Origin of the sequence: Frankia sp. AgB32 (assembly GCF_023243045.1) — a bacterium.
Taxonomy (GTDB): Bacteria; Actinomycetota; Actinomycetes; order Frankiales; family Frankiaceae; genus Frankia.
Genome location: NZ_JALKFX010000035.1, coordinates 20,274 through 37,824, shown reverse-complemented (window position 1 = coordinate 37,824; position 17,551 = coordinate 20,274). Strand labels below are relative to the sequence as shown.

At 73.4% G+C, this 17,551-nt stretch carries 11 protein-coding genes; 8 read left to right on the top strand and 3 right to left on the bottom strand.

Annotated elements, in window-relative coordinates:
* Positions 1–43 precede the first annotated feature (43 nt).
* The gene (soxR, locus tag MXD60_RS13165; protein ID WP_248819328.1) at positions 44–640 is read right to left on the bottom strand and encodes a redox-sensitive transcriptional activator SoxR; all 597 of its coding nucleotides are present in this window, start codon (positions 638–640) and stop codon (positions 44–46) included.
* A 155-nt stretch (positions 641–795) separates the two neighbouring features.
* Between soxR and MXD60_RS13160 the strand changes: the two genes are divergently transcribed.
* Together MXD60_RS13160 and MXD60_RS13155 are read left to right on the top strand one after the other, a co-directional pair.
* Complete coding sequence (locus MXD60_RS13160; RefSeq protein ID WP_248819327.1) at positions 796–2,010, top strand: UDP-glucose--hexose-1-phosphate uridylyltransferase; 1,215 nt, start codon at positions 796–798, stop codon at positions 2,008–2,010.
* A gap of 238 nt (positions 2,011–2,248) precedes the next feature.
* The gene (locus tag MXD60_RS13155; protein ID WP_248819343.1) at positions 2,249–3,571 is read left to right on the top strand and encodes a CE1 family esterase; all 1,323 of its coding nucleotides are present in this window, start codon (positions 2,249–2,251) and stop codon (positions 3,569–3,571) included.
* A gap of 265 nt (positions 3,572–3,836) precedes the next feature.
* On the opposite strand, the gene hrpA is transcribed toward MXD60_RS13155, so the two are convergent.
* Positions 3,837–8,039, bottom strand: coding sequence for an ATP-dependent RNA helicase HrpA (hrpA, locus tag MXD60_RS13150; protein ID WP_248819342.1), 4,203 nt, complete (start codon positions 8,037–8,039; stop codon positions 3,837–3,839).
* Positions 8,040–8,667: 628 nt separating this feature from the next.
* Here hrpA and MXD60_RS13145 point away from each other — a divergent pair.
* On the top strand, positions 8,668–11,250 hold the full coding sequence (locus MXD60_RS13145) for an ATP-binding protein (RefSeq protein WP_248819326.1): 2,583 nt from the start codon (positions 8,668–8,670) through the stop codon (positions 11,248–11,250).
* Positions 11,251–11,345: 95 nt separating this feature from the next.
* On the opposite strand, the gene MXD60_RS13140 is transcribed toward MXD60_RS13145, so the two are convergent.
* Positions 11,346–12,212, bottom strand: a complete 867-nt coding sequence (locus MXD60_RS13140; protein ID WP_248819325.1) for a Sco1979 family transcriptional regulator — start codon at positions 12,210–12,212, stop codon at positions 11,346–11,348.
* Positions 12,213–12,652: 440 nt separating this feature from the next.
* Between MXD60_RS13140 and MXD60_RS13135 the strand changes: the two genes are divergently transcribed.
* From MXD60_RS13135 to MXD60_RS13115, 5 genes are all read left to right on the top strand, one after another.
* Positions 12,653–12,811 carry a hypothetical protein gene (locus tag MXD60_RS13135; protein ID WP_248819324.1) on the top strand — a complete coding sequence of 53 codons (159 nt, stop codon included), beginning with the start codon at positions 12,653–12,655 and terminating at the stop codon, positions 12,809–12,811.
* A 1,125-nt stretch (positions 12,812–13,936) separates the two neighbouring features.
* Positions 13,937–14,173 carry a DUF397 domain-containing protein gene (locus MXD60_RS13130; protein WP_248819323.1) on the top strand — a complete coding sequence of 79 codons (237 nt, stop codon included), beginning with the start codon at positions 13,937–13,939 and terminating at the stop codon, positions 14,171–14,173.
* Positions 14,174–14,191: 18 nt separating this feature from the next.
* The gene (locus tag MXD60_RS13125; RefSeq protein ID WP_248819322.1) at positions 14,192–15,121 is read left to right on the top strand and encodes a hypothetical protein; all 930 of its coding nucleotides are present in this window, start codon (positions 14,192–14,194) and stop codon (positions 15,119–15,121) included.
* Between the two features lie 424 nt (positions 15,122–15,545).
* The gene (locus MXD60_RS13120; protein WP_248819321.1) at positions 15,546–15,941 is read left to right on the top strand and encodes a GlcG/HbpS family heme-binding protein; all 396 of its coding nucleotides are present in this window, start codon (positions 15,546–15,548) and stop codon (positions 15,939–15,941) included.
* 305 nt (positions 15,942–16,246) lie between these two features.
* On the top strand, positions 16,247–17,401 hold the full coding sequence (locus MXD60_RS13115) for an ABC transporter substrate-binding protein (protein WP_308222461.1): 1,155 nt from the start codon (positions 16,247–16,249) through the stop codon (positions 17,399–17,401).
* Positions 17,402–17,551: the final 150 nt, after the last annotated feature.

Here is a 17,551-nt window from a genome sequence, read left to right as displayed (position 1 = left end):
TGCCGGCCTCCGGGCGGCCCGGTCGCGCGCCGCCAGGTCTGTCCTATCCGAACTCGTCAGCCGGTGTATCGACCGGGTTGTCCGCAAACTGACATGTGCCCGGGTGGCAACCGTCAGTTGTGTGATCGGTTGGGTGTTCGTCGTTGCTGGGAGGGGGCGGGCGGTGACCGCCGTGATGTGCCCGGCCGGTGCGGCGCAGCGCCGCGGGCAGCGCGCGGGCGCCGGGGCCGAGCGCGCCGATGCGGTCGTGCGGGTTGGAGATCCGACAGCGCCGCAGCGACAGACAGCCGCAGCCGATGCACGACTCCAGGCCGTCCCGCAGCGCCACCAGCGCCGCGATCTCCTCGTCGAGGCGGGAACGCCAGCGCCGGGAGATGACGCTCCAGTCGGCCTTCGTGGGAGTGCGTGCGTCCGGCAGGGAGGCCAGTGCCTGCGCCACGTCGTCCAGGCTGAGCCCCACGGCGGTGGCCGCCCGGATGAACGCCAGCCGGCGCAGTACATGCCGCTCGTAGCGGCGCTGCCCCCCGCTCGTGCGGGTGGCAGCGAGCAGGCCCTGGCGCTCGTAGAACCGAAGCGCCGACGGGGCGAAGCCGCTGCGCCGCGACAGCTCGCCGACGGTCATCAGGTCGGAGGGGAGCATGACCGTGATTCTAGATCCTCCTAGTTGAAGTCAACATGAGATTTTCGGGGCGCGGTCCGGGCGGCGGATCGCCGCTTTCCGCCGTCCCGCGGGACCATGCGGGGTGGCCCGGACGGGGTCGGGTCCGCGAGCTGCCGTGGCAGGCTTTCGTAGCGATGGACGACACCACGCACCGCCGGTTCAACCCCCTGACGGGCCGTTGGGTCCTGGTCTCGCCTGACCGCGTGCACCGCCCCGGGAACAACGGCCCGCCGGTGCCGGCGCCGCCCCCGGCCGCCGCCTTCGACCCGACCTGTGAGCTGTGCCCGGGCAACCACCGGGCCGGCGGCGCCGCCACTCCCCGCTACCGCGGCACGTACGTGTTCGGCAACGACTCCCCGGCCCTGCCGCTCCCACGATCCGACCACGGCGACACCGGTGCGCCGGGCCGGGACCCCGCCGCCGCCGACCCGCCCGCGTTCGCGGACCCGGCCCAGGCCGGGTCCGGCTGGGTGCCGGCCGTGGCGCCGCGGCCGGGTGGCGCGCGCGCCGGCCTGCTGCGCCGCGTCCCGGTGCACGGGACATGCCGGGTGATCTCCTACGGACCCGAGCACGACCGCGGCCTGGTCGACATGACCCGCCCCGAGGCGCGGGCCGTCGTGGACACCTGGGCGGCCCAGGACGCCGAGCTCGCCGAACGCTGGCGGTGGGTGCAGGTCTTCGAGAACCGGGGCGCGTCGATGGGCGCCTCGAGCTCCCATCCGCACGGCCAGGTCTGGGCCTGCGACGCGCTGCCCGCCGAGCCCGCCGCCGAGGACACCCACCAGCGCGAGCACTTCGCCCGGGCGGGCAGCTCCCTGCTGCTCGACTACGCCCGGACCGAGACCGCCGCCCGGGAACGCGTCGTCCTCGCCGAGGAGGACTGGCTCGTCGTCGTGCCGTACTGGGCCTCCTGGCCGTACGAGACGCTGCTGCTCCCGCGGCGACCGGTGCAGCGCCTGGCCCGGCTCGACGACGTCCAGCGGGACAGCCTGGCCCACGTGCTGGGCCGGCTGCTCGCCGGGTACGACAGCCTGTTCGCGCACCCGTTCCCCTACTCGATGGGCTGGCACGGCGCGCCGGGCCCGCATCCCATCCCGCTCACCTCGACCCGCGGGAACCGGGCGCCGGAAGAGGTCTGGCAACTGCACGCGCACTTCTACTCGCCGCTGCTGCGCTCGCCGGCCGTCCGCAGGAACGTCGTCGGCTACGAGATGTTCGCCGAGGCACAGCGCGAACTCACGCCGGAGAACGCCGCCGCCCGCCTGCGCACGGTGATGACGGCGTCCTGGGACGGCGCGGAGACCCTGCCGCCGTGCGCGGCCACCGTCCCGCTTCCGATGAACATCTGACTGTTTCCGACGAGCCGCTGACCGCGGCCGACGGCGCCGGCCGGCGCACCCCCGGGTGCCCACCTGCGGGGCAGGCACGGCACGCACGGGCACGTTCGGTCGGGTGCCCTGCGCGCTCCGTCGCCGCGAACGGCCGTTCCTTGTGCTGTTCTAGGCCCGTATAGGAGTTCTTGACGTGAAGCGGTTTACTATGACCGCTCTGATCGGCTGGAGTCGGGGAGTTGAGAGGCCTTTGTCCGTGCTGGGACGGCTGCGGCTCGGGCAGCTGCCACGCCGGCGCCTCCGGCGCGGTCCGGCGATCGCCGCCCTCGTGGCCGTCACTGCCCTGGTGGGACTCGTCGTGGCGGCCGTGCCGTCGACGTCCTCCGCGTCGCCGAACCCCGCAGCGGTCTCCGCCGCGTCGGTCCTCGCCGCTACGGCGACCGGCGACGGCACCGCGTCCGGCGCCCCCGGGACCGCCGTCCCGTCCCCGCCAGGCTCACCCACGCAGACTGATCGCGCGGAGGTGACCGGCGCCGGAATCGGCCCTGTCGGAGCGGGCACAGCGACGCCGAGCACGACCGCTCCCGCGGGCAGCATGGCTCCTACGGGCACCACGGCTCCCGCGGGCACGCCTACTCCCGCGGAGATGACCGTTCCCGCGGACAGGGCCGCAGCGGCGAGCCCGGCCGCGGATCCCGTCCTGCGGCTGCCTTCGGGGCGCACCTACGAACTGCACACCGAGGTGCGCCTCTCGCCGCAGTTCCGGGGCACCGCCCGCCCCCTGGTGATCATGCTGCACGGCCTGCGCAACACCGCCGAGACCCTGCGTCAGGCCACCGGGGCGGACGCCTTCGCCGACGGGCACGGCTTCGCGGTCGCCTACGGGATCGGCGTGCACGAGGCGTGGAACGCCGGCGGCTGCTGCGGCGGCGCCGCCACCGACGACGTGGCCTACGTCCGCCAGATCGTCGCCGACGTCGCCCGCTACACCCCCGTCGACCGGGACCGGGTGTACGTCTGGGGCTTCTCCAACGGGGGGATGCTGGCCGCCCGGATCGCGTGCGACGCCCCGGACCTCGTCGCGGCCGTCGGGATGGTCGGCGGCCAGGCGCTGGTCTCCTGCCCGACCGTGCCCGTGCGGATGCTGCACATCCACGGCACCGCGGACGCGACCGTCCCGTGGCGCGGCGGCTGGTCGGACTACCTGTCGATGAACCTGCCCGACGGCGAGACCGAGGCGACCCACTTCGCGCCCGGCTCCGATATCCGCCACACCCTCTGGGAAGGCGGCCACACCTGGCCCTGGTGGGGCGTCGGAGCCCTCTGGGACTTCTCCGTCCCCGCCTCCCGGGCGACCTCCGTCGCCTCCGTGGCGACCACCGCGTCCGTGGCCGGACCCGTTGCAGGGGCGACGCCCGTTTCGGGGCCGGAGGCGGAGCCCTCCGGGACAACACCGACCTCGGGGGCGGCGCTCGCCGCCGGGACGGCTCCGGCCGCCGTCGGGGCTGCCAGTCCCGCGGCGGCCGCGGCCGTGCAGGAGTCCGTCGGCACCCCCGCCGCCACAGATGACCTGCCCTGAGGGCGCTCGCCCGCGCGATGGACGTGGGCGCCGCGGCCGGAGCCTGACGGCTCGCCAGTCACCCAGGGCGACGGATTCGCCGAACGGTGCGTGGGAGAGAGACCATGTGGGTCCCTCTGGTTGGGCTCGCGTCCGGATTATCGCCCAGAAGGACCCACAAGCGCCCGGACCCGGCGCAGGGCGCTGCGCTCCGTAGCCACCGGGAGGCTGCGCTCCATAGCCACCGGGAGTCGGCAGTCGGCGGCGCCCGGCGGGCGGCGTGCGCTCAGGCGAGCAGCGAGTCGATGGCGCGGTAGACGCGTTCCTCGGAGATCGGGTACGGGGTGCGCAGGTTCTGCGCGAACAGGCTGACCCGCAGTTCCTCGATCATCCAGCGGACGCGGCGGATCTCCTCGCCGGGTTCCCGGCCAGCCGGGACGGTCGCGAGCAGCTCGCGGTACGCCTCGGTGGCCCGACCCACCGTCGCGGTGTTGATCCGGTCCCGGGCCGGGTCGCGTGGCAGCCGTTCCAGGCGTCGTTGCAGCGCGGTGAGGTAGCGCGCGAGGTCGGCCAGCCGGTCGGCGCCCGTGTCGGTGACGAACCCGCGGTGGATCAGCCCGTCGAGGTGGGCGCGGGCGTCCGCGACCGACGCGGCGAGCGCCGGCGAGCGTAGCTCCCGCAGCGTTCCCTCGACGGGGTGGGCAAGGGCGAGGATCTGCTGGACCTCGCGGACCACCGCGAACGACGCCTCGGGCAGCTCGGCTCGCACCGCGGCCAGCAGAGCCTCGAACGCCGCGCCGTCCCAGGCCGGCCCGCCGGCGGCGGCGATCAGCTGGTCGGCGGCCGCGCGGATGCAGTCGTCGAGCAGGTCGGCGGCGTCGCGGTGCGGGTTGTGGCTCAGGGCGAGTTTCGCCGCGTTGGACAGTCGGCCGTTGAGGCCGCGGATCGGCGAGGGCACCCCGAGCAGCACCAGCCGGCGGGTGCCGGCCCACATGAGCCGGCGCTGTTCCGCCTCGGTGTCGACGGCGCGCACCGCGACGGTGTCGCCCTCGTCGACCAGCGTCGGGAAACCGCGCACGACATGCCCACCGCGGCGCAGCTCGACGACCTTCGGCAGGGTGCCGAGGCCGTCCCAGGCGCGCAGTCCGCGACGTTCCACGCCGTCGGCCGCGGCGGCGACGGCGGCCCGGGTCTTCGGCTGCAGCCGCTGCTTGATCGCGGCCAGGTCCTTGCCCTCGGCGAGCACCTCGCCGCGGGTCCCCTCGACCCGGAAGGTCATCCGCAGATGGTCGGGGACGCCCGTCAGGGTGAGCGCATCGCGCGGCATCGCCGGCCCGCCCATCCGGCGTAGTTCGTTCTCGACGGCGACCAGCAGCGGCGCGCCGCCGGGGGAGATCGTCCCCAGCACCGTGCGGGCGTAGTTCGGCGCCGGCACGAAGCTGCGCCGCACCGCCTTCGGCAGCCCCCGGATCAGCGCCGTGACCAGCTCCTCGCGCAGCCCGGGGACCTGCCACTCGAAGCCGTCGGCGTCGACCTGGTTGAGCACGGCGAGCGGGATGTGGACGGTCACGCCGTCGGCGGCCGCGCCGGGCTCGAACTGGTAGGTCAGCGGCAACGCCAGCGCGCCCACCTGCCAGGCGTCGGGATAGTCGGCCTCGGTGACCCCGCCGGCACCGGCGGACACCAGCAGGGACGGGGTGAAGTCCAGCAGCTTGGCGTTCTCCGGGCGGGCCCGGCGCCACCAGGCGTCGAAATGGCGCACGGAGACGATGTCGGCGGGTACCCGCTCGTCGTAGAAGGCGAACAGCGTCTCGTCGTCGACGACGATGTCGCGGCGCCGCGCCCGGTGCTCCAGTTCCTCGGCGTCGGCGAGTAGCCGCTGGTTGTGGTGGAAGAACTCGTGGCGGGTCTGCCAGTCACCCTCCACGAGGGCGTGGCGCAGGAACAGCTCCCGGCACAGCGCCGGATCGATCCGGCTGTACTGCACGGGGCGGCCGACGACGATCGGCAGCCCGAACAGCGTCACCCGCTCGTCGGCGAGCACCGCGCCCTGCCGGCGGGACCAGCGCGGCTCGCTGTAGGCGCGGTGCACCAGGTGCCCGGCCAACGGCTCGATCCAGTCCGGGTCGACGCGCGCGGCGGTGCGCCCCCACAGCCGCGAGGTCTCGACGAGCTCGGCGGCCATCACCCAGGGCGGCGGGCCGGACGGCCGCTGCTTCGGGGCGTCCTCGCCGCCAGCCTGGCGGTTCGCCGGGTCCGCCGCCGCCACGGCCGCGGCCTCGGCGGCCCGCGCGCCGCGCCGCGCCAGCGCCGACCCGGGCCACAGCGCGAACCGGCCGCCGCGCGCCCCGGAATACTCCCGCCGTTCGGTGTCGAAGCGGCCGAGGTGCGAGAGCAGGCCGGTGAGCAGCGCCCGGTGCACCGTGTGCGGGTCGGCTGCCGGGCCGTCCGCGTCGCCGAGAGCGAGCTTGAGACCGCGGGCGACGGCCATCAGCTGGCCGTGGACGTCCTGCCACTCCCGTACCCGCAGGTAGTTGAGGAACTCGGTGCGACACATCCGCCGGAACTGGTTGGCGGACAGCTCCCCGCGGGCATCGCGCAGGTAGTTCCACAGATTCAGGTAGGCGAGGAAGTCCGACGTCGGATCGGCGAACCGGGCGTGGCGCTCGTCGGCGGCCTGCTGGTGTTCCACCGGCCGGTCCCGTGGGTCCTGGATGGCCAGGGCGGACGCGATGACGAGCACCTCCCGCAGGCAGCCCTGCTCGTCCCCGGCGAGCACCATCCGGGCCAGCCGCGGGTCCACCGGGATCTGCGCGAGGCGCCGCCCGATCGAGCTGAGCCGCCGCCCGCCGGTGGGTTGCCGCCCCCGCCCCGTCGGCGCACCGTCGCCGGCCGGCTCCGGGGTGACGGTGTCGAAGTCGAACGCGCCCAGCTCGGTGAGCAGGAGTTCGCCATCGTTGATCTGGCGGGGGTCGGGCGGGTCGAGGAAACCGAAGTCGGCGACCTCGCCGAGCCCCAGGTCGGCCATCCGCAGCAGCACCGACGCGAGGTTCGTCCGCAGGATCTCCGGGTCGGTGAACTCCGGGCGGCCGGTGAAGTCCGCCTCGCTGTACAGCCGGATGCAGATGCCGTCGGAGGTACGACCGCAGCGGCCCTTGCGCTGGTTCGCCGACGCCTGCGAGACCGGTTCGATCGGCAGCCGCTGCACCTTCGTCCGGTGGCTGTACCGGGAGATGCGCGCGGTGCCCGGGTCGACGACGTAGCGGATGCCGGGGACGGTCAGCGAGGTCTCGGCGACGTTGGTCGCCAGCACCACCCGCCGGCCGGTGTGCGGTTCGAACACCCGGTGCTGCTCGCCCGCGGACAGCCGCGCGTAGAGCGGCACGATCTCGGTGTGCGGCCGCTGCTCGCGGGCAAGCGCCTCGGCGGTGTCGCGGATCTCCCGCTCGCCGCTGAGGAACACCAGGATGTCGCCCGGCCCCTCGGCGCACAGCTCGTCGACGGCCTCGCTGATCGCCTGCGTCTGATCACGCTCGACCTCCCGGCGTTCGCCCCCACGCCGCTCGGCCTCACCGCGCCGCCCACGCCGACCCTGCGTACCACTGCTGCCGCCGCCCCGACCAGCCTCGCCACTGCCCGAACCACGACCGGCCTTGCCGCCGCCGCCGGTGTCGGTGTCGGCGTCGGTGTCGGCGTCGGTGTCGGCATCGACGTCCTCGTCCTCGTCGTCGTTGCTCGCGACGAGCGGCCGGTAGCGAACCTCGACCGGGAAGGTACGGCCAGAGACCTCGATGACGGGGGCGTCGCCGAAATGCGCCGAGAACCGGGCCGTCTCGATCGTCGCCGAGGTGATGACGACCTTCAGATCGGGGCGCCGCGGCAGCAGCGACCGCAGGTAGCCGAGGATGAAGTCGATGTTCAGGCTGCGCTCGTGCGCCTCGTCGATGATGAGGGTGTCGTAGCGGCGCAGCGCCCGGTCCGAGGAGATCTCGGCGAGCAGGATGCCGTCGGTCATGAGCTTGACCAGAGTGTCGTCGTGGACCTGGTCGGTGAACCGGGTCTGGTAGCCGACGACGCCACCGCCGGTCTGCGGCGCCGGGGTGCCCAGCTCCTCGGCGATGCGGTCGGCGACCGTCCGCGCGGCGATCCGGCGTGGCTGGGTGTGTCCGATCATCCCGCGCACGCCGCGGCCGAGTTCCAGGCAGATCTTCGGGAGCTGGGTGGTCTTCCCCGAACCGGTCTCGCCGGCGACGATGACGACCTGGTGGTCGCGGATCGTGGCGAGGATCTCGTCCCGGCGCCCCGCGACCGGCAGCTCGTCGGGATAGGTGATCGCCGGCACCCTGGCCTGCCGCCGCCGCACCCGTTCGGCCGCGCGGTCGGCATCGGCCGCGATCGCCCGCAGGGCGCGCTGGCGGGCCGCGGGCTCCCGGGTGCGCCGGCTGTCGGCGAGGCGCCGGCCCAGGCGGTGCGCGTCACGGGGCGCCAGCTCCGCCAGCAGCGCGGTCAGTTCACCGATCCGTACCGCCCGCTGCTCGCCAGCGTCCTCGGCGCCGTCAGACGCGGGCGGCGCACCGCCCGCGGCCTTTTCCCCGCCTGCGGCCTTCTCCCGGTCCGGGGCTTTCTGCCCGTCGGCTGCCTGCTCTCCGTCGGCGGGCCGACCCTCGGCGGAGCGCGGGCCTTCTCTGCGCCGGCGGTTGGTCCGAGGGCTGGCGGCCTGCGGCGGAGCACCGCTGTGGCCGGTGGCGGGCGTCGGCGGGTCCGGCGCCGGTTGCGCGGCGGGGGAGTCAGGTGGCGACGTGGACGGCCGAGAGCTCACGCGCTGTCCTTCCACACACCCTCCAGCCTAGGACACCGGCGACGCGGGTCCGCCCGGCGAGCGTCGCCCACCACCCGGGCGCCGCCCGCCATGCCGTGCGCCGGCCCGTACCGATCTGCCCGCCAGGCCCTCGTTGCGCCCTTTGTCGCCCACCGTCGGCGGCAGGCCGGTACCCTGCCTCCAGTTCACCGGGAGCGACGCACTCCCGCCTGGAAGTTACGGAACGTGGCGATACTCACGTGACTATGCGCAGTTCGGCCGCCCTCGGGTGAGCGGTGTGCGTGCGAGCGAACTGACGGTGGACGAAACCGCATCCCGGTGCCTGGCGCCGGGCGCCGCCGCCGGGTCCCTCGGTCCGGCTGTGACGGACACCGCGTTCGGCGCCGCCGCGCTGGAACTCGGACGGGCGTCGGCCGAGCTCGGTCGGGCCCACCGGGCGCTCGCGCGGGTGATGGCCGGCGTGCTCATCGCGCTGCACGCCGTTGCCATCGTGCTGAGCGTCGGCTACCTCCTGCTGTGGCACTGGTACGACGGCCAGCCGGCGGCGACGGTCGCCGCCGTGACGACCGTCGCCTGGGACGTGGTGTTCTGCGCGGTGGCCCGGCGGCGCGGCGTCGGGCGCCCGCTGGCGGCGGCGAGCGCCGCGATCGCGCTGGTTCTCCTCCTGACCGCGGACCGCTGGCTGCCGCCCGAGTCACTGGGCGACAGCGGCAACTTCGTCTTCCTCGCCGCGGTCAACGGTGCGGTGGCGGTCATCTGGGCGTTTCCGGCGGCTGCCGCCGGGCCCCTGGTGCTGCTGCTCGGCGCCGGTGCGCTCGTCGGCGGTTGGGGACACTTCCCGCAGGCGGTCGTCCAGGCCGCACTCCTGGTGCTCGCGCCTGGGCTGCTGGGGCTGTCGATCGGGCGACTGCGGGAGGCCGCCCAGGTCGCGGACCGGCGATGGGCGAACGTGGAGGCCCGCTACCGCGGCGAGGCGGTCGTGCTCGCCGTCGCCCGTGACCGGCGGGAACGCGAGCGGATCATCCATGACACGGTGCTCAACACGCTGACCGGGATCGCCTGGGGCGGCGGACGCGACGTCGTGCTGGCCCGCCGCCGCTGTGCCAGCAGCCTCGCCGCGGTGCAGGACCTGTTGGACCCGGACGGGCCCGGCGGACCGGCCATCGACGAGCGTCTCGCCGAGATCGCGGACGAGGCGGTCGGGCGCGGCCTGCGGGTCGACGTGGACAACCGGCTGCGCGTCGCCGGCCGCGGCGAGGTGCCGGTCGAACTGCCCGCCGTGGTGGTCACCGCGTTCGCCGGCGCCGTCCGCGAGACGCTCGCGAACGTCGAGCGGCACGCCGGCACCCAGCACGCGCGGATCCACATCGACGGTGGCCCCGGCGTGGTCACCGTCCAGGTGTCCGACGCGGGCCGGGGATTCGACCCGGACCAGGCCAGTCCGAACCGGCTGGGCCTGAGACGATCCGTCGTCGGCCGGATCGAGGACGTCGCGGGCACGGTGGCGGTCACCTCGGCGCCCGGGTGCGGCACGACCGTGCGGCTGCAGTGGCGTGTCCCCGAAGTCACCGATGACGTGCGGGCGGCCGAACCCGGCCGACGCGGCGGCCGGATCAGCGCGCTCAGCCGCCGCGTCGGGGTCCTTCTCATCGGCGGCGGGGATGGCGCCACGGGCCGGCGGCGCGGCGCTGGTGGCGCGGGCGATTCCGGGGTCGGACCGGGCGGGATGCGCGGCGGATTCGTCCCGGATCGTCGCCGTGTCGCGGCCATCGCCGCCGATCTGGGCACCGCCTACGCCGCCGGGCTGCGCCGGGCGGTCGGGAACGTGGCCGGAGCCTGGCTCGTGATCATGATTGTGCCGCTGGTCGCCACCCTGGGGTGGGTACGGGTGCGCCCGGTGGCGGGGCTGCTGTGGTTGGCGTTGGCCGGGTTGATCGCCGCGGCCGCGGCGCGGGTCCGCCGCGGCGCGCTGACCCGCGGCGAGGCCCTCGTGCTACTGGTCGCAACACTCGGGATCACGATTGCCGCCACCGCGAACACCACCGGCGGGGACATCGTAAGGATCGTCGACTGGCCGCTGCTGGTCGTCCCGCTGCTCCTGGCGTTCGTGACCGCGTCCCGACCGAAGCGGGAGTGGGCCGCGGCGCTGGTGGTGACGGTCCTGCTGTTCGGCGGACTCGTGCTCGGCCGGCATACCGGTGAGGACCTGGTGACTGCCCGGCTGGGTTCGGTCGTCTACGGATGCTGCGTCGTTCAGATCATCACGGCGATGCTCGGCCCGCTGCTGCGCGGAACGGCGGACTCGACGGCCCGTCGGCTCGCCGCCGAGGCGGAACTCGCCGCCCACGCCGACTCCACGCCGATGATCCGCCGGGAGCGGGTCGCCTGGCTGGGAACCGTCGAACGGGACGTGCTGCCGCTGCTGGCCGGCGTGGCCGAGGGACGGCTGGATCCGAACGCACCCGCGGTGCGCAGCCGGTGCGTCGGCCAGGCCGCGGCGATCCGCCGGGCGCTGACCGGCGGTGGGCCCTCCTCGGCGCTGGCCGAACTGGACGCGGTACTCGGGGATGCCGCTGGGGCGGGCGTCGGCGTGGAGGTCCAGCGGGACGGCGACCTGCGGTGCGCCCCACGCGCGGTCCGTGCCGCGCTGGCCGACCGGGTCGGCGAGGTGCTCGCCGCGGCACCGGGTGGCCGGGCGATCGTCACGGTGCTCTGGTCGCCGGACGGCGGCAGCGTCTTCGTCACCATGCCCTGGCCCCCGGAGTCGCCGCCGCTGACCCTCCGCAGCGACAGTGGGAAGGGAGTCGAACCGGGCCTCGGCGTTGACCTCGCGGTCGACGACGGTCTGCTGAGCCTCGAACTGAGCTGGCCATCGTCCTGAGCTGGCCATCGTCCTGAGCTGGCCATCGTTGCTGCCGGTCGTGCCCGGCGGCCGGCGCGCGCCGGATGATCGGCCGGCGACACCGGCCCCGGGTCCTACAGCTCGTTGACGATCCGCCGCAGGAGATCGGGGGTCTCCGCCGGCGTCGTGCTGTCCACGCTGAGCCGGTTGTAGACCTCCATGTAGCGGTCGACCTCCTCGCGCTTGTCGAGGTAGCTCGAGCTCGTGAGCTGCTCCAGGTAGACCACGTCGGGCAGGTCCATCTCCGGAAAACGCAGGATCGTGAACGCGCCGCCCTCCGCCGCGTGGCCGCCGAAGGCGAACGGCATCACCTGGAGGGTGAGATTGGGCATCTCGGAGAGGGCGACCAGATGCTCGATCTGCGCGCGCATCACCTTCGGCCCGCCGATCGGACGACGCAGAGCAGCCTCATCGACGACTACCCACAGTCGCGGAGCGTTGGCGCGGTACAGCAGCTTCTGCCGATTGATCCGGACGCTGACGCGTCGCTCGATGGTCTCGGACGACAGTCCGCTGCCACCCTGCGTGATGATCGCCCGGGCATACTCCTCGGACTGGAGCAGTCCTGGAATGAACTGCACCTCGTAGGTCCGGATTAGTTGAGCCGACTCCTCCAGCCCGACGTATGGCTGGAACCAGGTGGGCAGGACATCATTGAAGTTCTGCCACCAGCCGGCGGTGTTCGCTTCCCGGACGAGCGCCAGCAAAGGTGCCCGCTCACCTTCCTCCGTGACCTGATAGAAGGTCAGAAGGTCTGCTACATCACGCTCTTTGAAGCTGACCCGCCCCAGCTCCATCCGGCTGATCTTCGACTCCGAGGCGCGGATGTGGTAACCCGCGGTCTCCCGGGTGATGCCCTTCTCCTCGCGTAGTCGACGTAGCTGGGAGCCGAGGAGGATCCGACGCACGGTCGGTCCACTTCCCGGCTGAGCTGTCGTCACGGTCGGCCCCCTCGCCATCGGTCAACGCAAGAGTATGACATCTGATCTTCTGGATCCGGTTACGTCTCTGGTTCTCATGTCCGAGTGGGTGTCGCTTCTTTAGCGCGGTAAGGGTTATTTATATACTCGCTCACGGAGAGTGCGGGAAGCGGGTGTCCACTTACTGGCCCGGTTAGACATCCAGTCTGGGCGACCGAGGTCTGGTCGTGGCTCGGTGTGATGCAAGACTTCCGTTCTGTTTCCGATGGCGCGGAAGTCGATCGATCCAGGCGAGCGTGAACGGAACTCCGTCCGGTCCGCGGCCCGCGCGGCAGTTCCCTTCCGTACGTCCTCACCTCTCTCGCCCTCCCTCCGTGCCATCGCGCCTGCGTTGCCATCGCGCCCGCGTTGCCGTCGCCCATCCGTCTCGTTGCCGCGCGACCCGCCGCCCACGAGGCGACGTGCTCGCCCACTGCCCACCGCCGGTGGCCGACGTGCTGGTCGCGGTCAGCGTGTCGATGTTGATTTTTCTGCGCCGTCTCGGGTCGACCACCCCGGGTGGGTCCACCGCGCAGGCGTGCGCGGTGGCGCTCGACCGCAGTCCGCGTGCGTCGGTCTGATTTCACCCGACGCGGCCGGCGAGGAGCGGCGCCGGAACGCCCACTTGGGTGAATGCGACCGGTTCGCGTGGCCGTCGGCGGCGGGGTGCCGATGGTCGGTGCGGCCGGTCCGCCGCCAGGTCTGCACACGGGTCGCGGGCGCCTCGAGTGGAACTCGCGTCCGATCCGTGGTCGTGGGGTGCCGCCGTCGAGAGGCTACGTGGTGCGAACGCGCCATCTGTGGCCCGACGATGGGCCTCCGTTGCTTTTCCCCGCGCTGTCTCCACTCCTCCTCGAGACGGCCTGCGCCGCCCCTGTGGCGGGAGACCCGGCCTGCCCGCGCCTGTGAGTTTTGCACCTTACGGGTCCCCCCGAACGGTCGACCCGCGGGTACCGGGGAGGGCGCGTTTCCGGGGGTGACCGCGGCCTATTCGCGCACTTTGACGCCCTATCCGCCGTCTTTGTCCAAGACACCCGGCGCGGGGAGTTGGCCATCAACGTCGTGTTTCATCCCACTTGAGCCGAATGAATATGGTGAATTACCACCTCTTTGGGCTACATGACCGTCTTGCGGGCCCCGAAGAGTGCCATTCGGTCGGGGAGGGGGAGGCCCGGCAGCGCGCCGTCCAACCCGACCGCCGTCCACAGGCTGGCGCCGCGCGGACGGCGCCCCGGGTGCATGCCCGGGCCGGGGGCGCTCGGGCGCGGTCCGACCCCCGTCCGCGCGGCGCCCGGACGCCGGGCCCGCGTTCGGTGCCCGCCTGTCGTGCCCGCGTGGCATGCCCGCTCGCCTGTCGGGCCCGCCCGCGTGGCGGTTGCCATCCGTCGGCATGCGCCCCCCGTGGGTGTGCGGTCCGCGACGGTACCGGCAGGTAGGCCGCGGCCAGGTGGGATGTCCGATCGCCGTCGACAATCGCACGTGAGGTTGTGGCACGCACATGCGACCCGCTTGATGCACGTGCACCTGACCGTGCTGTATCGTGAGCCGAAGTTCGTGCAGGCGCACACGCGGTCATCTTCGGGCGGGATGTCGGGGATCACTCCGAGATGATCGACGAGGTGTCCATCGCAGCGCGGCGGTGCGACAGGCGGGCTGCGTGGGATGAGGGCTGTCGCGGCGCGGCCCCTCGGGCTTCGGGAGAGCGCATGGGCAAGATTTACAGCGGCATGCCGGCGACGGCGCTGGAACGGGTGACCTGGCAGAAGAGCCGGCGGAGCAACTCCCAGGGCAACTGCGTCGAGATGGCGAAGCTCCCGGGCGACGAGGTCGCCGTGCGCAACTCCCGACACCCCAACGGACCCGCCCTCGTCTACACCCGGGCCGAGATCGAGGCGCTGATACTCGGCGCCAAAGACGGCGACTTCGACAACCTCCTGCAGTAGCCATCCCTAGACATGGTCATGCTGACTCCGGTCATTTCCTCCTCGCGGGCCCCCTCGGTGACCGCGAAGGCCGCCGCCCCGCGAACCGACGCCGTCCCCGTCGCCCTCGGGCTGCCGGATCGGATGGACACGCGGCACGACGGCGACCGCTCGGTCGCCTCCCGTACCAGCCTGCCCCAGCGGTCAGCGGTCACCTTCGCGTGTTCGTCGGCCCCCCGGACCGGAGACACCATGACCTCCCCCCCTGCGGAACGGATCTTCAGCTCCGGGGATCTCCCCCTGCTCTCCCTGCCCGGCGCCGATGGACTGATCACCTGTCAGTGGACCCGCGAGAACCCAGGTGTGCCGGCGCCCGCCGCCAGCGGCGACGCGAGCGCGGAACGACGGCGGGCCCAGGTCGGGTTCGTGCTGGTGGAGCCGGCCTGGCTGGTCCGGGCCGCCGCCGAGCGGGTGCGCGCGCCGGGGGTGGACGCGATCGTGCTGCACGCTCATGCCAGCCCGCCCGGGCGTAGCGCGCTCGCGCTGGCTTTCGCGTCGCACCTGCGCAACGTCCTGCGGCGGCCGGCCGCCGGGGTCGACACCAGGATCGGCAACAACGTGGTGACGGCTGGCCTGCGCCCGGATCTGCGGGGCTTCGCCGACCTGGTCCGGATCCCCCATCTGGTCACCATCACGGACGGCACGGGCGCGGTCGCCGACACGGTCGTCTGGGAGATCATGACCATCGACCAGTTCGACAGCTGGCTGGACGGCGCGGCGCGCCCTGACCAGCGGGCCATCGAAGCGCACCTGCCGGGCCTGCTCCGGCTGCGCGGGCTGCAGCGGCTGGGCCGGTTGGACCAGCGCCTAGCCGGGGTGCTGACCGACATGCTCGACGGCGGGCCGCTGACCACCCGCCTGGTCCACCGCTTCCCGAGGGTGGTGCTCCCGCTGGCCGCCGCGGCCTGAACGGGCCGGCCGGCGCTGGATCCCACCTCGGCCGCCCCGCAGCGTCGCGGGTCGGTCGAGGTGTCCACCCGCCGTCGGCGTGGCCCCGGCGCGGGACGGCGGCACGGCGGCGGCCGGCGGTCGCCGCCGCGGCCGCTTCGGCGCAGCCCGGAGGACCCCGCGGGACGCCGCGACCTGGCGCCTCGGCCACCGGGTGGGTCTTTCCGGGCTGCGCCCGCCGCCCTCGGCGGGGGGCCGTGGCGGTGAGCCAAGGGTGCCAGCGCGGCCCCGGGTCTGGGCTTCATGTGTCCTTGTGTGTGCTGCCGCCCCCACGGGGAACCGGCATGCGCGACGGTTGGTCTGCGGCGCGCCTAACACCACCAGACAGTCGTTGTGGGCCTATGGTCAGGCGCACCGGAACGCCGCTTTATGGGGAGAGTCGCGGATGACCGTATCGCTCGAGGATGCCCGTCGGATCATCGCCGCCGGGGAAAGGTATGCGATTCACCTCGGTCAACCGGTTAACATCGCTGTCGTCGATCACGCCGGAATTCTGGTGGCGCACGTCCGCATGGACAATGCCCGGCTGCGGACTGCCGACATCTCGGTCGAGCGGGCCTGCGCGGCGCGGGTCGCCGCCCTGCCGGCCCGCCTGGTGAACCACGCCGGCGGCGGCCCCGGTGACGGGGAGTGGGACGTCGTGCCAGCCCAACCCGGCTCCGGCCTCACCGGTGCGGTGCCGTTGCGGCGCGACGGGCTGATCGTCGGTGCGGTCGGGGTCAGCGGCGGCCCCACTCCCCACGACGAGGCGATCGCCCGGGCGGCGGCTGCCGCGTTCTGACCGCGACGAACCTCCCGCGCCACCGGTCAGCGGGCCGGCCCCGACCTCGTCCCCAGGGTTGGGGTGGCCCCCTCGTCTCGTCGTAGGGCGACGGCGACGACGAGACGGGCCCGTGCGTTGCCCGCTGCGCGGCAATCTCACAAAATCTACCGATTACCGCCATCGCGGCTGATCGGGTGCCTAGCGTGGTCCCCGTGGGGAGCGTCATGGCCTCGCACGCCGGATCGCGCCGACGGCGTGGCGCCAGGGCCGCACTGGCCGGACTGGCGTCTGTGGCGATGGCCGTGGCCCTCGTGGGTTGCCGCGTGTCCAGCGATGGCCGGTCGGCGGCGCCCACCTGCGCCGAACCGGGGGTGAATGCGGATGCGATCCGCCTCGGCCTGCTCTACCCGGACACCGGGAACTCGGCCTCGCTGTTCCTGCCGTTCCGGGCCGGCGTCGACGCCCGGCTTGGCGTAGCCAACGCTGCGGGGGGCGTGAACGGCCGCCAGATCCGTTACACCTGGCGCGACGACGCCTCCAGCCCCGCCGGCAATGACGCCGCCGCGCGCACTCTCGTCAACGACGACCGGGACTTCGGCCTCCTCGAGTCCTCCGCGGTGGCCAGCGGCTCCGCGGCCTTCCTGCACTCCGTGGGGGTGCCGGTCGTCGGCCCGGCGCTGGAAGCCGTCTGGACGCAAAACGACAACATGTTCAGCTATTCGAACCTGGTGTCCGACGGTCCCTCGGTGACTGTCTGGGGTGACTTTGTCGCCGAGCGCGGTGGCCACCGTGCGGTGATCGCGCAGTCGGGGTTCTCGGCGACCTCGATGGCGCTGGCCGACAAGCTGGCGGTGAGCCTGCAGGCGGCCGGGATCCCGGTGGTGGGCCGGGTCGACGCGACCGGACCGATCGATGTGGCGGGGATCGGCCGGAAGGTGCTCGCCAGCGGAGCGGATGTCCTGGTGGGCACGGTGACCGGCGCGGCTTTCGGCCAGGTGGTGGTCGGTGCCCGGGCCGCCCGGGCGAACCTGAAGGTCATCCTTTCGCCGGTCAGCTACGACCAGCGGCTGCTGCGGCTCTTCGGCCCGGTGCTTGCCGGTCTCTACACGTTTGTCGATTACCAGCCGTTCGAGGTGGACACTCCGGCGCACCAGCGTTTTCTCGCCGCCATGCGCACCTACGCGCCGGAGATCTCGCCGCCGGCCCAGCAGTCCGCGCTGGCGGGCTGGATCTCGACGGACCTGTTCCTGACCGGCCTCGCCGCCGCCGGGCCGTGCCCGAGTCGGGCGGCGGTCGTCCGGCTTCTGCGCGCGACGAAGGGCTACGACGCGGACGGGCTGCTGCCCGCCCCGATCGATTTCTCGTCGGACGGCGGCAAGGTCAACCGCTGCTACACCTTCCTCCGGGTCAACGCGGACGCGAAGGGCTTCGACCTGATCCGGCCGGCGCCCCGCTGCGGCACCGAGATCAGCCAGTAGAACCGGCACCGCCGGGGGAGCCGGACCGGCTCGGATGGGCGTTCGCCAGCGCCGATGAGGGGATTCGCGCACGTGGACGGGCCCGCGCGGCGGCGAGCTGGAATCTGTGAGCGGCTCCGGCCTCACACAGCACCCCTTGCGGAGGGCTGT